Source organism: Salinibaculum sp. SYNS191, from assembly GCF_037338445.1.
Lineage (GTDB): Archaea > Halobacteriota > Halobacteria > Halobacteriales > Haloarculaceae > Salinibaculum > Salinibaculum marinum.
On the sequence record NZ_CP147838.1, the window covers coordinates 2,461,238 to 2,478,420 of the forward strand.

Here is a 17,183-nt window from a genome sequence, read left to right on the forward strand (position 1 = left end):
TTCGGTCACGGTCTGAGTGCCGTGACCGACCCCGCAGCACCGACGTACACAGTGTCCTCGACTGCCACGAGTTCCGCGCTCCCGGGGACCGTCCGCTCCCACAGGGTCCGCCCCGAGTCGGCGTTGAGGGCCGTCACCGGCGTCGTGCTCTTGGCGTAGGGGCCGGCGACGACGACGTCACCGCCGACCGCCGGCGGTGCGATACCGCCGCCGACCCGGTACTCCCAGCGGCGGCTCCCGTTCCGGTCCAGCGCCACGAACCGCCCCGCGACGCCGAGGTCGCCCGCCGTAATCGTCGCCGTCCCGACGAACACCCGGTTCTCGCCGACAGCGACGCCGAACGGGACGTGGTCGAACGGCTGTCCACCCTGTCTGGCCCCGTCATCGACGCCGTACATCGAGAGGCGTCCCCCGGGCGCGTCACTGCCGGAGAGGGCCCGTTCCGACTGGTAGAGCACGTCGCCGACGACGACCGGCGGCGCGTACGCCTGGTACGGTCCCGGAATGTCGCTCGTCCACCGGTTCGCCAGCCCCCGGTTGCGCAGCCTGTATCTGCCGACCGTTCCGTAGTCGGCCCCGTAGAGCCCGTCGGGTCGGACCGCTATTCGCCCCATCTCGCCGTCTCTGTCGCGGACGACTTCGCCCGTGTCGGCGTGGAGTGTCAGGGACCCGCCCCCCGTCGGGAGGAGGACGTACCCGTCCTGTTCGTGGACGTCGAGTGGCAGTTCGGGGACCGACGTCTCCCACTGTTTTTCGCCGTCGGCCGACCGGGCCCGGACCCGCTCGGTGTCGCGTTCGTACAGCCGACCGTCGGTGTAGGCGAGTTCGCTCGTCCCGTCGGCCTCCCGCGTCCACATTCGGGTTCCGTCGGCGGGGTCCAGCGCGACGACCTCCTCGTCGGTCCCGGCGTACACCCGCCGGTCGCCGACGACCAGCGAGGTGACGTTACCGCGCGTGAACTCGGTCCAGGCCGCCGTCGGCGGCTCTCGCGGCGGCGTCGCGTGCGGGTTGTACCGCGTGTTCGCCGGTCCGTAGCCGCTCTCGGGCCACGTTCCGGGGGCGGGGCTCCAGTCCGGCGTCACACGCCGGTCGGGCGGGTCGCGGAGCAGGTCTTCGAGTGTCGTGCAGCCGGCGAGCGCGGCCGTCGCAGCGCCGAGGCTCGCCAGCGTCGCGCGGCGGGTGGAGGGCATACGGGGCCGCCTTTCGGCTGTGGCCGCAAAATACTTTTTCGCTGTCGTGTTCGCCCCACTCTCGGCTCACTGCACCACCGCAGTCCGGCAGATGCCCTGGAGGTCCGCGAGTGAGTCTATCTCGTAGGTCGGTTCCGGCGTGGGCTCGTACCCGGTCCTGTGAGGACGGCGGACGAAGGCCGAGTCGATGCCGAGGTCCGCCGCGGCAGCGACGTCGACGCTGCTGTCGCCGACGTAGAGGGGAGTGGCTGCGCCGAGGTCCTCGACGGCCTGCCGGAGGTAGTGCGAACTGGGTTTCATCCGCACGAGACCGTCGAGGGTCGGTTCCCGGCCGTAGTGGGTCTCGACGCTGCGGTCCAGCCCGTAGTACTCGACGAGGAAGTCGATGGTCGCCTGCTGGTTGTTGCTCACGATGCCGACCGGCGGGGCGAGCGAGTGGAGGACGTCGACGTCGTCGTAGGTGGTCTTCCCGCCGCGGCGGAACTCGTGGCGCTGTGCGCGGGCGGCGTACGCCTCGCGGCGGCGCCAGAACTCGTCGGTCGCGACGCCGTAGTGTGCACAGCGGCGGACGAGCACCGAGAGGCTGTACCCGCCCATCCGCTCGATGTCGTCGGGGAGGGCGTCTAACACGCCGAGGTCCTGGAAGGCGAGTCGGCTGGCGGTCCGCCAGAGTTCGCGGGCGGTCGGCGTCACCAGCACGCCGTCGTTGTCGAAGATGATGGCGTCGTAGTCCATGGGTTCCCCACCGGCGGTCGGCGGTCACCCCTGGATTCCACCGACGAGGGAAAAAGCGTCGCTATGAGCCCTCTGCCGCGCTCAATAGCCGGCCGTAGCCGACCCCATCGCTACCCCTCCCCGCCGAGCCACGCCATCTCCGCGCGGAGTTCGTCCTCCGTCAGGTCGTAGAAGTCGGCAGCGTCGGCAAAGGTAAACGCCTCGGGGTCCCGCCCGAAGCGCAGCGCCGTCAGCCGGGCGTACTCGGCCTCCGTGATGGTGCCGGCGTCGAGTTTCGCCTGGAGTCGCCGTTCCTCACTCGCGCCGTCGGCCCTCTCGGTCATCCCTCGAAGCCGTCCTCCCACCGGAAGACGCCGTCGCGCTGAATCACCTCGCCGTCGACTTCCAGTGTCGTCCCCTCCTCGCGCATATCGGTGATGAGGTCGACGTGGACGGCGCTGTCGTTGCTGGACTCGCCCTCGGGCAGGCAGGCGTCGTAGGCCCGGCCGAGCGCGAGGTGGACGGTGCCGGCCATCTTCTCGTCGAACAGTATCTGGTCGGTCGGCCGCGTGATGCCGCGGTTCATCCCGACGCCGAGTTCGCCCAGTTGCTTCGCGCCGCCGTCGGTCTCCAGCACGGACTCGATGACCTCGCCGCCCGCGTCGGCCTCCCAGTCCACCACGACGCCGTCCTTGAACACGAGGCGGACGCCCTCCACGCGCTTGCCGCGGATGGTCATCGGCACGTCGAAGACCACCTGCCCGGCGGTGTCGTAGGGTGCGGTGAACACCTCGCCGCTGGGGAGGTTGTGCGAATCGTCGGCGACGCTGGCCGTCGAGTTGACCGCGGTGCGGCCGTCGACGAACAGTGTGAGGTCCGTCGCGTCGCCGTCCTTGCGGATGCGAACCTCGCTGCCGTCGTCCAGAATTTCCTTCAATTGCGCCATCTCGGCGGCCAGACTCTCCCAGTCCCGCAGGACGGCGTCGTAGACGAACTCGCGGTAGGCCGCGAAGCTCATCCCGGCCTGCTGTGCGAGCGCACGGGTCGGGTGGACCGTCGACACCCAGTCGGTGTCGAGGCGGGCCTCCCGGATGTCCTGGCGGGCCGTCGCGTACGCCCGCTGGGTGTCGTCGGGGACGTCGGCAGCGGCGGCCGTGTTGCGCGTCCCGCCCAGCGCGAGGACGCTGTCGGCGCGCTCGTACATCGCCAGTTCGTACGCGGGGTCGGCGTCGAAGTCGCCGTCGTGGGCGGACAGGTACGCGCTGGTCAGTTCGTCGCTGTCGTAGCACGCGAGCAGGTTCGCCCCCCGCTCACCCAGTTTCTCGGCGACGGCGACGCCCAGGTCGTGGGCCCCCTCGCCGACGCGGACGACGACGTCGTCGCCGGCCTCGATGCGTGCGCTCCAGTCCACCAGCGTCTCGGCGTGGTCGCGGACGCGCTGGTCCATATCTGACGGTCGGCGCGCCCGCATAAAGGCGCTCCGTCGGACCCACGCTTATCTCCCGTCGTGCAGTACTCTGTACTGTCTATGTGGGGTCGGGATGGCGGGGGTGCGTTCGGTGCCCGTCGTTGACGCCGCGACGCTCCTCCAGCTCGTCGTGGGCGCGCTCGCGCTGGTCGGCCTGGTCCGCGGAGCCGGCCTGGCCGTCGAGAAACTGCTCGCGCTGGCCCGTCACTTCGGCCTCTCGGAGGTCCTGGTCGGCGTCTTCGTCCTCTCCTTCGGCACGAGCCTGCCGGAAATCGGGACCCACGTCATCGCCTCTCTCGGCATCCTCAGTGGGACGCTCGACTACGCCGTCGCCTCCGGGACCGTCATCGGTGCCAACATGGGCTCCTCGACCGCCCAGCAGTTCCTGCTTTTCGGGGTCTTTCTCGTCGGCTTCGGCGACTGCACCCTCTCCTGGGGGTTCGTCCGGGCGAGCTACCTCCCGATGCTCGGCGCCTTCGCGCTCCTGCTGGGGGTCGCCGTCGACGGCACCATCTCCCACCTCGACGGCCTCGTCCTGCTCGCCTCCTTCATCGTCTACGCACACTTCAGTTTCACCCGGACCGCCCGCGTGCCGCGACTCCCGGAGGAACCGGTCGAGAGCCGCCACGTCCGCCGGGACGCCCTCGTCGCGGTGGCAGCGCTCGGCGTCGTCCTGGCGAGTGCCTTCGTCGTGCTCTCGGTCGTGGAGACGGTCGTCGACCGACTGCGCCTCAGCGGGTCGATGCTGGCCGTCGTCACCATCGGCATCGCGTCGGCGCTCCCGGAGTTCTCGACGGTGCTGGAGTCGATTCGCCGTCGGACGCCGCTGCTCGCGCTGGGGACGCTCCTCGGGACCAACGTCGTCAATTCGCTGGTCGGCATCGGCCTCGGCGGCGCGCTGTCGACGTACGCCGTCCCGCCGTCGGTCGTCCTCTGGGACCTGCCGTTCAAACTCCTCGTCGGAGCCGGCGTCCTCGGCTACGTCTGGTTCCGCCGGGACGGGTCCTTCACCCGGCACGACGGGCTCTCGCTCGTCCTGGTGTACCTCGTCTACGTCGCCGGCCGCCTCGTCCTGTTTCCCGGGTAGCGACGGTGTCGTCCGTCACGGACTCCAGACGCCTCACTCCCCGTCGGCCAGCAACGAGTCGACGTAGGCCGACCAGCCCCGCTGCAGGTCCTCGCCCACGTCCATCTCCAGTGCGACGTGAAAGCCGGTCGAGCCGTCGGCGGCCGCCAGCAGGAAGGCGGCGGTGGCGCGGGGGTCGACGTCGCGGAAGACGCCGCGTTCGACGCCGTCGCGGACGATACCGGTCAGCGCGTCGAGCGTCGCGGACTCCAGCGCCAGCAGCGGGTCCCGAAGCGTCTCGTTGTACGGCGCGTGCGAGAGCAGTTCCATGATGGCGACGTGGACCCCGGCCTCCGCGTCGCCGGGCGAGAGAAAGAGGTGTTCACACGCCGCACGGAGCTGTCGTTCGGGGTCGCCCTCGCCGATGGCCGCCAGGTCCTCGCCCAGCTGGCCCGCGGTGTGTTCGAGGAAGGCGGCAATCATCTCGTCTTTCGTGTCGAAGTAGTAGTACAGGCCGGCCTCGCTCTTGTCGTACTCCGCGGCGATCTTCGCCGTCGTCAGCCGCTCGTAGCCGTGCTCGGCGAGGGCCCGCCGGACTGCGAGCGCGATTTCGGCCTTCGTCTCGGGGGCGATGCCGTCGCTCATACGTCCGAGTGAGTGCTCGCTCGCTTCAGCCTTGCGCTCACGGTTCCACCGGAGCCGGGTCCTCGGTTCCGTCGAGGCGCCCGGCCGCCGACTCGCGCTGTCCGGTCGCGGACACCAGGTCGCTGCCCGCCGCCGCGCCCAGCCCGCGCGGCGGTGTGTGGTTGTAGACCGTCTCGTACTCGTCGGCACCGACGCGATAGGTCTCGTGCCAGATGCCGACAGCGCCGTCCTCGGCGTCGGCGTTGTAGTCCGCCCAGGCGTCGAGGTGCAGGTGGTCGCTGTCGCGGGCGTACGCTCGCAGCGATTCGAAGGAGTCCCAGTACTGGACGAACCCGACCGTTCGCAGCGGCGAGACGAACGTCCAGCTTCCGAGCAGCCCCGAGCCGGGGTCCCGGCGGAGTTCCCGGACCATCCGGGGCGCCACCAGGAAGACCGGCAGCCAGCGGTGGACCTTCCAGAGGGCGTTGATTCGCATGCCGACGACGAAGACGACCACGTCCGCGTCGCGCTCGGCGTGGACCCGGCCGGTCCGCTCGTCGGCCCCCAGCAGTCCGCGCAGTCGCTCCGCGAGGGTCCCGAGCAGCCTCACGCCGACCCCTCGCGCTGCATGGCCGTCTCGACGGCGCGCTCGAACTCCGCCTCGTCGATGTCGCCGTCGACGTAGCGTCGCTTCGCCTCGGCGAGTCGGTCCGGCTCTCCTCGCGCTCGGGATTCGCGGGGCTCTCGCCGTCGGCGCTTCGCGTAGCCGATAGCCAGAGGCAGCACGACACCGTAGCCCAGCGGCCAGACGACCCACGCCATCGGGACGTCCGCCGCGGTCACGACGAGTCCGACGGCCAGCACCACCATCGACACCAGCCCGGCGACGGCCGCTTCGTTTTGCTTCGGTTGGGTTCTCATACCCGGCTCTATACGCTCCACCGACATAAATCTTGAGTAAGTACTTACTCAAAAGGTCACTTCGTCACTCCCCAAAATATCCGGCATGACTTACTCGGCGGTCGTGTACGAAGGGGTCAATATGGGCAGCAGCACACTGGCGGGTCACGGCGCGGAGGCACCGGTCCGACGGCAGTCGAGCAACCCCGCGCTGACGCTCTCCCGGGTCGCGCTCGCCGCCGTCGCAGTGTTCTTCCTCCTCCTCGGGGGGCTCGGCGTCCGCCTGTCGCTGTCCACCCAGGCGTGGATATACCTCTTCGGCATGGTGGCGCTGAACCTCCCCCACGGCGGCTACGAGCACTTCTCGAACCTCCGCCGGCGCGACCTGGACTTCCGCTGGCGGTACCTCGCGCTGTACGTCGGGATGGTCGCCGCGTTCGTCGGCCTCTTCTTCCTCGCCCCGGTCGCGGGGCTGGCGCTGGCTATCAGCGTCGCCGTCGCGAAGGGGGGCCTCGGCGGCGTCTCCGTCCTCGACGCGACGACCGGTACCGACCACCTCCGGACGCGCCCCCAGCGCCTGCTCGCGGCGGCCGTCCGCGGCGGCGCGGTCATGGCCGTCCCCATCTTCGCCTGGCCGGGCGTCTTCCAGACGTTCAGCCACTACATGGTCGGCATCTTCGAGGAGGGCGCGCTGATGGCCGTCGCCCCCTACTTCGACGTGACCCGGTGGCTCATCGGCGGCGCGTGGGCGCTGGCCGCCGTCGTCCACGTCGGCCTGGGCTACGTCCGCGGGGGCGGCCGGGGCTGGCTGTTCGACGCCGGCGAGACGGCGCTGCTCGGTGCGTACTTCTACCTCGTCCCCGTCGTCGTCGCCGTCGGGCTGTACTTCCCGCTGTGGTACTCCACCCGGCAGGTCGGCCGGTCGATGGCTATCGACGCCGAGCGTGGCACCGGCGGCCCGGACCTGCTCGACTTCGACCGGCCCGAGCACGTCACGCTCGCCGCCGGCGGCCTCCTGCTCGCGGGGGCCATCCTGACCTTCCTCATCGCGGGCGTCCTCTTCCGTGTCGCACCGCATCCCCTCGGCGGCGCGCCGACGGTCATCGGCGCCGTCGCGTTCTGGAGCGTCTTCGTCAGCATCATCGCCCTCCCCCACGTCGTCGTCGGCTCGCTGTTCGACCGCGACCAGGGCATCTGGTTCGTGCCGTAACTGCCGCCGCCGTCGCCCGACCGGCCGCCGCTCCCCGTGGCAGTCACTCACACGGCGAGGCGCGCCTTTTTGCTGCTAGTTGCCGTACTGACACGTATGCTCTCCACTGTGACCGCCCCGGTCCTCCAGTCAGTCAGGGTACCAACCACAGACGTCGACCTCGTGTTCGGGCTCGGCAGCGGCGCTGTCGGTGCGTTCGTCTCGACGCTGATTGTCGGGGCCATCCTGGTCGCGATTGCCCCCGACTACGTCGAGCGAATCATGGACGCGGTGCGCGAGGACCCGCTCACCTCCTTCCTCTACGGCCTCCTCGCGATAGTGCTGGTCGTCGTCCTCATCGTCGCGCTGGTCATCACCATCGTCGGTATCCTCCTCGTGCCCATCCTCGGCCTCGTCGTCGGCCTCGTCTGGGCCGTCGGAGCGGCCATCGCCTTCCTCGCCATCGCGGACCGCCTCGTCGACCACCGGGACGGCTGGTTCGTGCCGCTGCTCGTCGCCGCGGCAATCAACGGCGGGCTGACGCTGACCGGCATCGGTGGCCTCGTCTCTTTCGCCGTCGGCGCGGCCGGGTTCGGCGCGATTCTGTCCGACCGCTTCGGGTGAGCGGGTCCAAAAGAAAGCGAGTGTTTGCGTCCACAGTAGTGAGCGACTGTGTTGTACTGCGAGCGGCCGACCGGCCGCGAGCAGGGCGAGACCGAAGGTCTCGCTGGAGCTTTGTTCCCGCGGTGCTTTTCGCCCACGTTTTTGCGCCGAGAGGTGCGCGAAGCGCACCCGAGGCGGAAAAAGGTGGTTCCTTAGTCGTCAGCCGGCGCCGCGCCGCCCTCGTCGTGCTGCTGTTTGACGTGGGTCAGCTTGCCACCGTCGGCGAGGATTTCGCGCTCGCGCTCGGAGGCGTCCAGCGTGCCCGTCGCTTCCCAGTCGTCGTTCACGCGGATGGTGAACTCTTCCTGGCCGGAGCGGACCGCTTCGGCGACGTCGTCGACGATCTCGATGTCGTCGCCCTGGTCGATCTTCTCGTAGGTCTCCTCGTCGATCTCCAGCGGCAGGAGGCCGAAGTTGAACAGGTTCGCCTTGTGGATGCGGGCGAAGCTCTGTGCGAGGACGCCCTCGATACCGAGGTACATCGGGCACAGGGCCGCGTGCTCACGCGAGGAACCCTGGCCGTAGTTCTCGCCGGCGACGAGGAAGCCGCCGTCGGCGTCGAGCGCGCGCTGTGCGAAGGTGTCGTCGACGCGCGAGAGGGTGAACTCCGACAGTTTCGGGATGTTCGACCGGTACATCAGGATGTCCTGCGTGGCAGGGATGATGTGGTCGGTCGTGATGTTGTCCTCCATCTTGAGGAGGGCAGACCCTTCGAGGTGCGCGTCGAGGGGGTCCTTCAGCGGCACGTCGCCGATGTTCGGCCCCTTGACGAGGTCGTCGTCGACGGCTTCCTCGGGCTCGATGATGTCCGTCTTCGACCCGTCGAACTGGTCGGGCAGTTCGAAGCCTGGGTCTTCGAGGTCGCCGAGTTCCTCGGCGAGGTCACGCGGGTCGACGATTTCGCCCGCGATGGCTGCCGCGGTGGCGACTTCCGGCGAGCACAGGTAGACGTTGTCGTCCTCGATGCCGGAACGACCCTCGAAGTTGCGGTTGAAGGTGCGCAGGCTCACGGAGTCGGAGCCGGGCACGTGGCCGATGCCGATACAGGCACCGCAGGTGGCCTCGGAGAAGTTGACGCCGGCGGCCATCATCTCCGCGGTCCAGCCCTGCCGGGCCAGGATTTCGGAGGCCTGCTTGGAGCCGGGTGCGACGATCATCTCGGTCTTCAGGTCGACTTCGCGGCCCTCCAGCATCTTCGCGGACGGGAGGATGTCCGGGTAGCCGCCGTTCGTACAGGAGCCGATGATGACCTGCTCGACGTCCTCGCCGGCGACTTCGCGGACGGGGACGACCTTGTCGGGCATGCTCGGGCACGCGATGAGCGGCTCGAGGTCCGAGAGGTCGATGGTGAGTTCGTCGGCGTACTCGGCGTCGTCGTCGGGCTGCAGTTCGACGTACTCCTCGGCGCGGCCGAGGCGTTCGAGGTAGTCCTGCGTGTTCTCGTCGGTCGGGAAGATCGAGGAGGTCGCGCCGAGTTCGGTCCCCATGTTGGTGATGGTGGTCCGCTCGGGCACGGACAGCGTCTCGACGCCCGGACCGGTGTACTCGAAGATCTTGCCGACGCCGCCTTTCACGCTCAGGCGCCGCAGCATCTCGAGGATGACGTCCTTCGCGGTGGCCCACTCGGGCAGTTCGCCCTCCAGGCGCACGTTGACGACTTCCGGCATGTCGACGTAGTAGGCACCGCCGCCCATCGCGACGGCGACGTCCAGGCCGCCGGAACCGATGGCGAGCTGGCCCATCCCGCCGGGGGTCGGCGTGTGGGAGTCAGAGCCCAGCAGCGTCTTGCCGGGCGCGGCGAAGTTCTCCTTGTGCACGTTGTGACAGATACCGTTGCCGGGCCGCGAGAAGTAGGCGCCGAAGGTACCGGCCGCAGAGCGCAGGAAACGGTGGTCGTCCGTGTTCTTGAAGTCGAACTGGTAGGTCTGGTGGTCGCAGTACTGGGCTGCGAGTTCGGTCTGGACCTCGTCGAGGCCGAGGGCCTCGAACTGGAGCCAGACCAGCGTTCCGGTGGTGTCCTGTGTGAGAACCTGGTCGATCTCGATACCGATCTCCTCGCCGGGCTCTAGCTCGCCCTCGACGAGGTGGTCATCGAGAATCTTTTCGGTAAGTGTCTGTCCCATAGCGTTCTTAGGTCGACTATCCGCGGACATAAATCATGTTGTTCCGCTGTATCGATCGGCAATATTCGCCAAACGCCGGCGGGAGGCGTGACCGCCACCGTTTTGTCCCGGCCAGCGTACTTTCGGCCATGTTCAAGAGCGGCCGATTCGTCGCCAGCCACCTCGGCGACCTCCGGGAGAGCCAGGTCCAGCCCAACGGCGTCGACCTCACGCTCGGGACCGTCTTCGAGCAGGTCGAGCCCGGGCGCATCGAGCGCGGCGGCAAGACCGTCGGCGACCGACGCGAATGCGACGCCGACGACGATGTCTACCACCTCGACCCCGGCGGGTACGTCGTCCGCTACGGCGAGCGCATCGCGATTCCGGAGGGCCACGTCGGCTTCCTCTACCCCCGGTCGTCGCTGTTGCGCAACTCCTGTATGCTCGACACGGCGGTCTGGGACGCCGGCTACGAGGGCCGCGGCGAGGGCCTGCTGGAGGTCCACCACCCAATCGAAATCGAGGCCGGGGCCCGCATCGCCCAGCTGGTCCTCGCGGAGGCCGCACACGAAGGGACCTACGAGGGGTCCTACCAGCAGGAGAACCTCTGACAGACCGGCCTCCCGACACTGTAGCGACCTGCGACGACGGGTCCCCTGAATATACAGGCGTCAGATCTATGTACGTCACAGACGAACTGTGCGTGCCGCGTTGGGGGGAGAGAAACCCGGACCGTGCCTCTGACAGATTCCTACCGGCGACATCGCCTCCAACCGGCGTTTCGGACGCAGGGCGACCCGTCCTGCATTTCTGTTCATGCAGGAGTTACAAGTGTGCCACGAAGATAACGTAACACGGCCCAGATGAACGTAGAATTACAGTTCGGGGCGAACCTGCTCGGGCCGACGCTGCAGGAGGCGCGGGTGGGGGAGGTCGTCCTCGAGGGACTGGACGCTGCCGATGGCGTCCCGCTGCGGACGGTCTGCTGGCTCGCAGACCACAATCCCGACAGGTTCGCCGCCGCCCTGGCCGCGGACCCCACGGTCGCGGACGCGATGCAGGTCGTCACGACGCCCCACGGCACCCAGTTCCAGGTCACCGCCGCCGCCGAGTGTCCCGCCGCGGAACTGTACGCGGCGGCCGTCGGGAACGGTGGCGTCTTCCTCACGGGCACGGCCGAGCAACGGCGCTGGACCCTCCGGTTTCGGTTCCCCGGCCGCGACGCGCTCTCCTCGTTCCGCGCCGCCTGCGAGCAGACGGGGCTCGACGTCACCGTCCAGGACGTCCACGAACAGGACGCCGCTGCCAACGCCGGCCGCCACGGCATCAGTCCGGCCCAGCGGGAGATCCTCGTCCTCGCCACCGAGGCGGGCTACTTCCAGGTGCCCCGCGAATCTTCGCTGGCCGACCTGGCAGACGAACTCGGCGTCTCCAGCCAGGCCGCCTCCGAGCGACTCCGCCGCGGCCTCGACTCGCTGGTCGACTCGGCGCTGCTGACTCCCGAGTGACGCGGTCCCGACGCTGGAGCGCGGTCCTGCGGCGGCCATGCCGGTGGTCTGTGTTGGGTCCCGGAGTCGTTTCACAGCCTGAAACCGCTCGCCGTCGTTATGTACCCCCGGTCGGTACTCCGGCGTATGAGCCAGGACGACGGTGCGGTCTACATTTTGCAGGAGTCCGAGGACGAGGAGTGGGTACGGCCGACGCCGGCCTGGACTGCAATCGTCGAGGCCGTCACCGGTGCGACCGACCTCGACGCCGACCGTCTCGACGACGCGGAGGCCTACGTGGACCTGACCGCGCTGGCAGCCGCGCTCGACGCCGGCGAGCAGCTACAGTTCTCCGTCGAGGGCCACGACGTCACGGTCGGGCCGGACGGCACCATCGACGTCGGGGACTGACCGCCCTCAGACGCCCTCGACGAGGCGTTCGAGGTGCTCGGGCGGGACGGCCCCGCGAGCGGCGTGGTCGTCGTACGCGAACGTCGGGACGCCGGTGATGCCGGACCGCTGTGCGTCCCGGAACTGGTCTCTGAGTTCCGCCTGGAGCGCGTCGTCGGACAGCGCCGTCTCGACGACGTCGGCCGACAGACCGACGTCAGTCGCGAGGTCACGCAGGACGTCGGGGTCGCCGATGTCCCGTCCGTCGGTCCAAAGCGCCGCGAGGATGGCCTCGTCGAGTTCCAGCCACTGCTCGTAGTCGCGCTCCTGTTTGACGTGATAGGAGACGAGCTGTGCGTTCAGCGAGTCTACGTCGGTCGCGAGGTCGAGGTCCATCTCGACGTCGTAGCGCTCCTGCAGGCGGCGGACGTTCTCCCTGGCCTGCTCGTAGTACGCGTCGTCCTTGCCGTCGTCCGCGCTCTCGTCGATGCTGCCGTCGGGGGCGCGCGTGCTCGCGCGGAGGTCGAAGGGGTGCCAGTCGATTACCAGCGGCTCCGTCCGCTGGGTCTGGTACTGCCGGAGGGACTCACGCCCGAGGTAGCAAAACGGACAGACGTAATCGGAGTAGACCGTGATGCTCGGGGTGGGCTCTGGTTCGCTCACACACCGAATATGTCCCACCACCAGTTAAGTTCCCGGCGTGGATGCGCGGTGGCCGGCCGCACTCGTCGGACCGGCCGCTGACCGGCACCGCGCGCGTCGTGCTCGTCGCCCGCAGCGGCGCGCTGGATTGATGTTCGTCCCGGCCGCAGGGACTCCCGTGACCGCCTACGGCCCCGGCTTCCGCTCGCTGACGACCGAAGTCCACGACCACCGCCCGACGGTCGAGGGGACCGTCCCCGACTGGCTCTCCGGCACGCTGGTCCGCAACGGCCCCGGCCGCTTCGACGTCGGCGACCGCCGCGTCTCCCACTGGTTCGACGGACTGGCGATGCTGCGCCGCTACGCCTTCGCGGACGGGACGGTGCGGTACTCCAACCGCTTCCTCCGGTCCGGTGCCTACGAGGACGCGCTGGACGGTCGCCTGACCGGCCAGTTCGGCACCGACACGCGCGGGTGGCGGCGCGCCCTGTCCTGGCTGCGCTCGCTCGGCGTTCCCGACCCGACCGACAACGCGAACGTCCACGTCGCACGCATCGACGGCGAGTACGTCGCGCTCACCGAGGCCCCCCGCCGGGTCGCCTTCGACCCCCGGACGCTGGAGACCCGCGGCGAGTTCACCTTCGCCGACGACCTGACAGAGCACATCACCGCGGCCCACCTCGTCGACGACCCGCACCGCGGGGAACTCGTCGGCTTCGCCACCCAGTTCGGCCGGACGCCGCAGTACCACCTCTACCGCCTCGCCCGCGACAGTCGCGAGCGGGAGGTCATCGCCTCGCTCGACGCCCGTGGCCCGGCCTACGTCCACGACTGCAGCGTCACCGCCGACCACGTCGTCGTCGTGGAGTCGCCGCTCGTGCTCTCGGTGCTGCGGGCGCTGAACCCGTTCAGCGAGGGCGCGATGGACATGCTCGACTGGCAACCCGACCGCGGGACGCGCGTGCTCGTCGTCGACCGCGACACCGGCGAGGTGGTCGCGGACCCGACGCTCGACCCCGCGTTCACCTTCCACCACGTCAACGCATACGTCGACGGCGACGCGGTACTGGTGGACCTCGTCGAGTTCCCCGACGGCGACATCGTCGACGCGATGTCGATGGACGAACTCGACGGCGAGGGGTTCCCGGCGGTGCCCGACGCCCACCTGAAACGGTACCGCGTCGACCCCGCCCGGAACGCCGTCGACCGGACGCGGCTGTACGACGGCGGGATGGAGATGCCCCGCGTCGCTCGGTCAGTCGTCGGCCGGCGGCACCGCTACGCGTACGGCCAGGCGACCGACCGCGCGGGCGCGAACGGCCTGGTGAAGGTCGACTGCGAGACCGGCACCGCACGCGAGTGGTGGGAGCGGTCGGTCTACGTCGAGGAACCGGTCCCGGTGCAACACCCGGACCCCGACAGCGAGGACGACGGCGTCGTGCTGGCGACGGCGCTGGACGTCGACCGCGAACAGACGATGCTGCTGGTCTTCGACGCCGCCACCCTGGACGTTCGCGCACGGGCGTTCCTCCCTCACGCCGAACCCTTCGGGTTCCACGGCCGCTTCTTCCCGGAGGTCTGACGGTCTGCCCCGTCGGTCGACACGGCTGTCGGGACGCGCTACCCCTCGATGGCGTCGACGCTCTCGACGATGCGCGCCGCGACCTCCCTGAGACGGGGGCTGGCCGCGACGGGCGACTCGCCGGTCAGCGCGGCCTCGGCGACGTCGTCGTCCTCGCCCATGGTCGCGACGACGGGCACGTCGAGTTCGTTGACGACCCGCTCGGCGTTGCCCCGCGTGCGGTTGACGACCGCCTGGACCGCCGGAACCCCCAGGTCGTCGGCGAGGTCGCTCACCCGCTTTGCGGTCTCTATCGAGGCCATCGACGGCTCCACGACGACGAGCATGACGTCCACCTCGTCGGCGGTGCCCCGCCCCAGGTGCTCGACGCCGGCCTCCATGTCCATGACGAGGTGGTCGACGTCCAGCGCCGAGCGGACGAGCGACCGGACGAAGCTGTTCTCCGGGCACATGCAGCCGGTGTTTCCACCGGCCGGCGCGCCGATGGTGAGCAGGCGGCCGTTCTCGCCGAAGCCGGTCGCGTGGGTCTCGAAGACGTCGTCGACGTCGGGCGAGAGGCTGACGAGGCCGCCGCCGCTGCCCGCGCGGTCCTCGATCAACCCCTCCTGTTCCGTGATTGCCGGCGGCGTCTCGACGTCGAGCGCGGACGCGAGGTTCATGTCCGGGTCGGCGTCGAGCGCGACGACCTCGCGGTCCGGGTCCGCCGCCAGCGCGTCGGCGATGGCCGCCGAGAAGGTGGTCTTGCCGACGCCGCCCTTCCCGGTGACGGCGACGCGGAGGGTGCCGCCGGTGTCGACGCCGGACTCCTCGCCGACTGCGTCGGCGTCGGTGCCCCGACCATCCTCGTGGCTGTGGCCGTGGTCGCCGTGTTCGTGGTCATCGTGGTCGTGGTCGCCGTCGTGGCTGTGGGGGTGGGCGTGCTCGTGGTCGCCGTGGCTGTGGGTGTGGTCGTGTTCCCCGTGGCTGTGCTCGTGGTCGTGGTCGTGGTGGTCACACATGGTGGTGAGTTCGTGGGACTCGTCTGGACGCGACGCGACCGGACTACCGGACTGCGGGGTCGCCGGACGCTACGACTCCGGCGCAGCAGCCTCGCGCTCGTGGCGGTCGATCGCTTCCTCGCCGAACAGGTCGGCCCGCCGGTCGTCCAGCGCCGCCAGCAGTTCGTCGGCCGCCATCTCCGGGTTCTCCTCCTGGATGAGGTAGCCGCCGGTGATGTCCTCCAGGTCTTCGGTCATAATCTCGCTGACCGTCTCGCTGTGTTCGATTCGGAGGTCCGGCGCGGTGTGAAGCGGCAGGCCGAGCGCGAGCGCCCAGGTGCCGATGGAGACTGCCTTCTCGGCGATGAGTTCCGGTGCGCTGGCGGCGACCGGCAGGTCCCGCGTCGGCACGTCCGCGGCCTCCGACAGCGCACGGACGACGTTGCCGATGCGGGAGTTGTCGACGCACGAGCCCATGTGCCACACCGGCGGGAGCGGGCCGTCCAGCCCCGCCGCGTCGCCGAGCGCGTGCAGGACTTCCGCCAGGCCGTCGCCGGCGAGTTCGTCGGTCATCCCGGGGTCGAGGTAGCCGGCCTGGGCGGTGATGTGGCCGATACAGCCCGTGACGACCGGGAGGACGTTCGCCGCGAGGAGGTCCTCGATGAGCCGCTCGGTCATCTCCGCGGTCCGGAGTTTGGGGTTGGGACAGCCGACGATGCCGACGATACCCCGGAGGTCGCCCGACTCCATCGCCTCGACGACCGGCCGGGCGGGGTTCTCGGGGTCGGCGTTCGAGAGCACGTCGAGCACGAAGTCGTCGGAGACGCCGACGACCGCTTCGGTCTTCTCGTCGGGAATCTCGACCTCGTAGCTCTGGCGACTCTCGCGGTCCTCGTAGGCCGCGATGGCCCGCCGGACGATTTCCTCGGCGTCCTCGGCGGCGGTCTCGGGGTCGAAGGAGATGTGTTCCGCGCCGGGAATCTGGACGTAGTCGGTGGTCGTGAGCAGTTTGGTGTGGTGACACTCCATCACGTCGCCGATGCCCGGCCAGATGCACTGGATGTCCGCGACCATCGCGTCGAGCGCGCCCGTGGTCACAGCGAGTTCGGCCTGCGTGGAGTGGGCCGCGAGGGGAATCTCCTCGCGCTCGGCGAGTTCGTTGCCGGTACAGCAGATGCCGACGAGGTTGATGCCCTCGGCCCCGGCCTCCTTCGCCGCTTCCTCCAGTTCGTCGGCGTACTTGACGACCATCTCCGAGAGGACGGGCGAGTGGCCGTGGACGGCGAGGTTGACGTGGTCCTCCTTCAGCGTCCCCAGGTTCGCCTCGGTGGTCACCGGCTGTGGGGTGCCGAAGATGACGTCCTGGAGGTCCGTGCCCATCGTCAACCCGGCGTAGCCGTCGGCCAGTCCGGCTTCGATGCCGCCCTGGAGGATGTGGGCCGGGTCGGCGTCGTTGCCCTGTGTCGTCCGGTGCATCGCACGCGCCACCTCCTGGTCGGCACTGGGCTGGGGTTCGATGCCCTGCTCGTCGAGGAACTCGCGTTGCTCGTCGGGCATCCGGTCGAGCCAGTTGAGCGTGTCGCCGCCCTCCTGGAAGTCTGCGAGGGCGGCCTCGGCCACCCGCTTTGCGACCGTCTGCACCTCACCCTCCGGGTCCAGGCCGAGGTCCGCGGCCACGCTCCGTAGCTTCTCCTCGTCGCGGACCTGGTAGGCCGAGAGTTCGCCCTCGCCGATGGCCTCCAGCACTTCCGCGACTTCACGCGCGTGGTCGGCGTGGCTGGCCGCACCGGCGGCGATCTCCCGGTAGAGATTGCGCGCCACGACGGTCCCCGGTGTCGCCCCGCAGACCCCCTTGTCCATCCCCCGGGGGCCGTCGGTCACACGACAGGGGCCCATATAACAGATTCGGCAACAGCCCCCACCCTTGCCGAACGGGCACTGGGGCTGGCTCTCCTCCAGTCGCTCCTCCGGTAGCTGGTACTCCTCGCCGTCCTGGGGAGTCTCCTGTGAGGACATGACAAATCCCTAAGTCGGAGTTGTGGGTATCTCTAAATACATTCACGACCGATTTCCCATCCCCCAGTAACTCGCCGCCAAATATTTGTATCACGCACGCGGCGGCAGTTCGATTTTCTCGCGCTCTCGGCGGACTCGGTGGACACTCGACGACTGTATGACACGAACGCCGT

The 17,183-nt window shown here is 69.4% G+C and carries 18 protein-coding genes; 7 read left to right on the forward strand and 11 right to left on the reverse strand.

Going from position 1 to position 17,183, the window contains the following annotated elements; all coding sequences use genetic code 11:
* Positions 1-5: 5 nt before the first annotated feature.
* From WDJ57_RS13215 to WDJ57_RS13230, 4 genes are all read right to left on the reverse strand, one after another.
* Positions 6-1,190, reverse strand: a complete 1,185-nt coding sequence (locus WDJ57_RS13215; RefSeq protein ID WP_338901283.1) for a PQQ-binding-like beta-propeller repeat protein — start codon at positions 1,188-1,190, stop codon at positions 6-8.
* A 66-nt stretch (positions 1,191-1,256) separates the two neighbouring features.
* Positions 1,257-1,925, reverse strand: coding sequence for an HAD family hydrolase (locus tag WDJ57_RS13220; RefSeq protein ID WP_338901284.1), 669 nt, complete (start codon positions 1,923-1,925; stop codon positions 1,257-1,259).
* Positions 1,926-2,035: 110 nt separating this feature from the next.
* Entirely contained in the window at positions 2,036-2,248 is a 213-nt protein-coding gene (locus WDJ57_RS13225) for a hypothetical protein (protein WP_338901285.1), read from the reverse strand.
* Positions 2,245-3,351, reverse strand: a complete 1,107-nt coding sequence (locus WDJ57_RS13230; protein ID WP_338901286.1) for an aminopeptidase — start codon at positions 3,349-3,351, stop codon at positions 2,245-2,247. Before WDJ57_RS13230 ends, WDJ57_RS13225 begins: the two co-directional genes overlap by 4 nt.
* Before the next feature lie 112 nt (positions 3,352-3,463).
* On the opposite strand from WDJ57_RS13230, the gene WDJ57_RS13235 reads away from it, so the two are divergent.
* Entirely contained in the window at positions 3,464-4,459 is a 996-nt protein-coding gene (locus WDJ57_RS13235) for a sodium:calcium antiporter (RefSeq protein WP_338901287.1), read from the forward strand.
* Between the two features lie 33 nt (positions 4,460-4,492).
* Here WDJ57_RS13235 and WDJ57_RS13240 read toward each other — a convergent pair whose 3' ends face one another.
* Genes WDJ57_RS13240 through WDJ57_RS13250 form a run of 3 tightly spaced genes read right to left on the reverse strand, consistent with a single transcriptional unit; the run spans position 4,493 to position 5,983 of the window.
* Positions 4,493-5,083, reverse strand: a complete 591-nt coding sequence (locus WDJ57_RS13240; protein ID WP_338901288.1) for a TetR/AcrR family transcriptional regulator — start codon at positions 5,081-5,083, stop codon at positions 4,493-4,495.
* 37 nt (positions 5,084-5,120) lie between these two features.
* The gene (locus WDJ57_RS13245) at positions 5,121-5,672 is read right to left on the reverse strand and encodes a DUF4188 domain-containing protein (protein ID WP_338901289.1); all 552 of its coding nucleotides are present in this window, start codon (positions 5,670-5,672) and stop codon (positions 5,121-5,123) included.
* Positions 5,669-5,983 (reverse strand): SHOCT domain-containing protein, encoded by a 315-nt coding sequence (locus WDJ57_RS13250; protein WP_338901290.1) that lies wholly within the window; start codon positions 5,981-5,983, stop codon positions 5,669-5,671. Before WDJ57_RS13250 ends, WDJ57_RS13245 begins: the two co-directional genes overlap by 4 nt.
* A gap of 121 nt (positions 5,984-6,104) precedes the next feature.
* Here WDJ57_RS13250 and WDJ57_RS13255 point away from each other — a divergent pair, with 121 nt between their 5' ends.
* Together WDJ57_RS13255 and WDJ57_RS13260 are read left to right on the forward strand one after the other, a co-directional pair.
* Positions 6,105-7,172 carry a Brp/Blh family beta-carotene 15,15'-dioxygenase gene (locus WDJ57_RS13255; RefSeq protein ID WP_338901291.1) on the forward strand — a complete coding sequence of 356 codons (1,068 nt, stop codon included), beginning with the start codon at positions 6,105-6,107 and terminating at the stop codon, positions 7,170-7,172.
* 96 nt (positions 7,173-7,268) lie between these two features.
* Positions 7,269-7,775, forward strand: coding sequence for a hypothetical protein (locus tag WDJ57_RS13260; protein WP_338901292.1), 507 nt, complete (start codon positions 7,269-7,271; stop codon positions 7,773-7,775).
* A 191-nt stretch (positions 7,776-7,966) separates the two neighbouring features.
* On the opposite strand, the gene WDJ57_RS13265 is transcribed toward WDJ57_RS13260, so the two are convergent.
* Positions 7,967-9,937, reverse strand: coding sequence for an aconitate hydratase (locus tag WDJ57_RS13265; protein ID WP_338901293.1), 1,971 nt, complete (start codon positions 9,935-9,937; stop codon positions 7,967-7,969).
* Positions 9,938-10,065: 128 nt separating this feature from the next.
* Here WDJ57_RS13265 and WDJ57_RS13270 point away from each other — a divergent pair, with 128 nt between their 5' ends.
* The 3 genes from WDJ57_RS13270 to WDJ57_RS13280 all read left to right on the forward strand — a co-directional run bounded on the left by WDJ57_RS13270 (position 10,066) and on the right by WDJ57_RS13280 (position 11,814).
* Positions 10,066-10,527, forward strand: coding sequence for a deoxyuridine 5'-triphosphate nucleotidohydrolase (locus WDJ57_RS13270; protein ID WP_338901294.1), 462 nt, complete (start codon positions 10,066-10,068; stop codon positions 10,525-10,527).
* Positions 10,528-10,779: 252 nt separating this feature from the next.
* Positions 10,780-11,424: a helix-turn-helix domain-containing protein gene (locus tag WDJ57_RS13275; protein ID WP_338901295.1), complete on the forward strand. Its 645-nt coding sequence runs from the start codon at positions 10,780-10,782 to the stop codon at positions 11,422-11,424.
* Between the two features lie 126 nt (positions 11,425-11,550).
* Positions 11,551-11,814, forward strand: a complete 264-nt coding sequence (locus WDJ57_RS13280) for a HalOD1 output domain-containing protein (RefSeq protein ID WP_338901296.1) — start codon at positions 11,551-11,553, stop codon at positions 11,812-11,814.
* Between the two features lie 6 nt (positions 11,815-11,820).
* Here the strand turns inward: WDJ57_RS13280 and WDJ57_RS13285 are convergent, their stop codons facing one another.
* Positions 11,821-12,456, reverse strand: a complete 636-nt coding sequence (locus WDJ57_RS13285; protein WP_338901297.1) for a DsbA family oxidoreductase — start codon at positions 12,454-12,456, stop codon at positions 11,821-11,823.
* 130 nt (positions 12,457-12,586) lie between these two features.
* On the opposite strand from WDJ57_RS13285, the gene WDJ57_RS13290 reads away from it, so the two are divergent.
* On the forward strand, positions 12,587-14,017 hold the full coding sequence (locus WDJ57_RS13290) for a carotenoid oxygenase family protein (RefSeq protein ID WP_338901298.1): 1,431 nt from the start codon (positions 12,587-12,589) through the stop codon (positions 14,015-14,017).
* A 38-nt stretch (positions 14,018-14,055) separates the two neighbouring features.
* On the opposite strand, the gene WDJ57_RS13295 is transcribed toward WDJ57_RS13290, so the two are convergent.
* Both WDJ57_RS13295 and cooS read right to left on the reverse strand, forming a co-directional pair.
* Positions 14,056-15,015: an ArsA-related P-loop ATPase gene (locus WDJ57_RS13295; protein WP_338901299.1), complete on the reverse strand. Its 960-nt coding sequence runs from the start codon at positions 15,013-15,015 to the stop codon at positions 14,056-14,058.
* Positions 15,016-15,084: 69 nt separating this feature from the next.
* Positions 15,085-17,010: an anaerobic carbon-monoxide dehydrogenase catalytic subunit gene (gene cooS / locus WDJ57_RS13300; RefSeq protein ID WP_338901300.1), complete on the reverse strand. Its 1,926-nt coding sequence runs from the start codon at positions 17,008-17,010 to the stop codon at positions 15,085-15,087.
* Positions 17,011-17,183 lie beyond the last annotated feature (173 nt).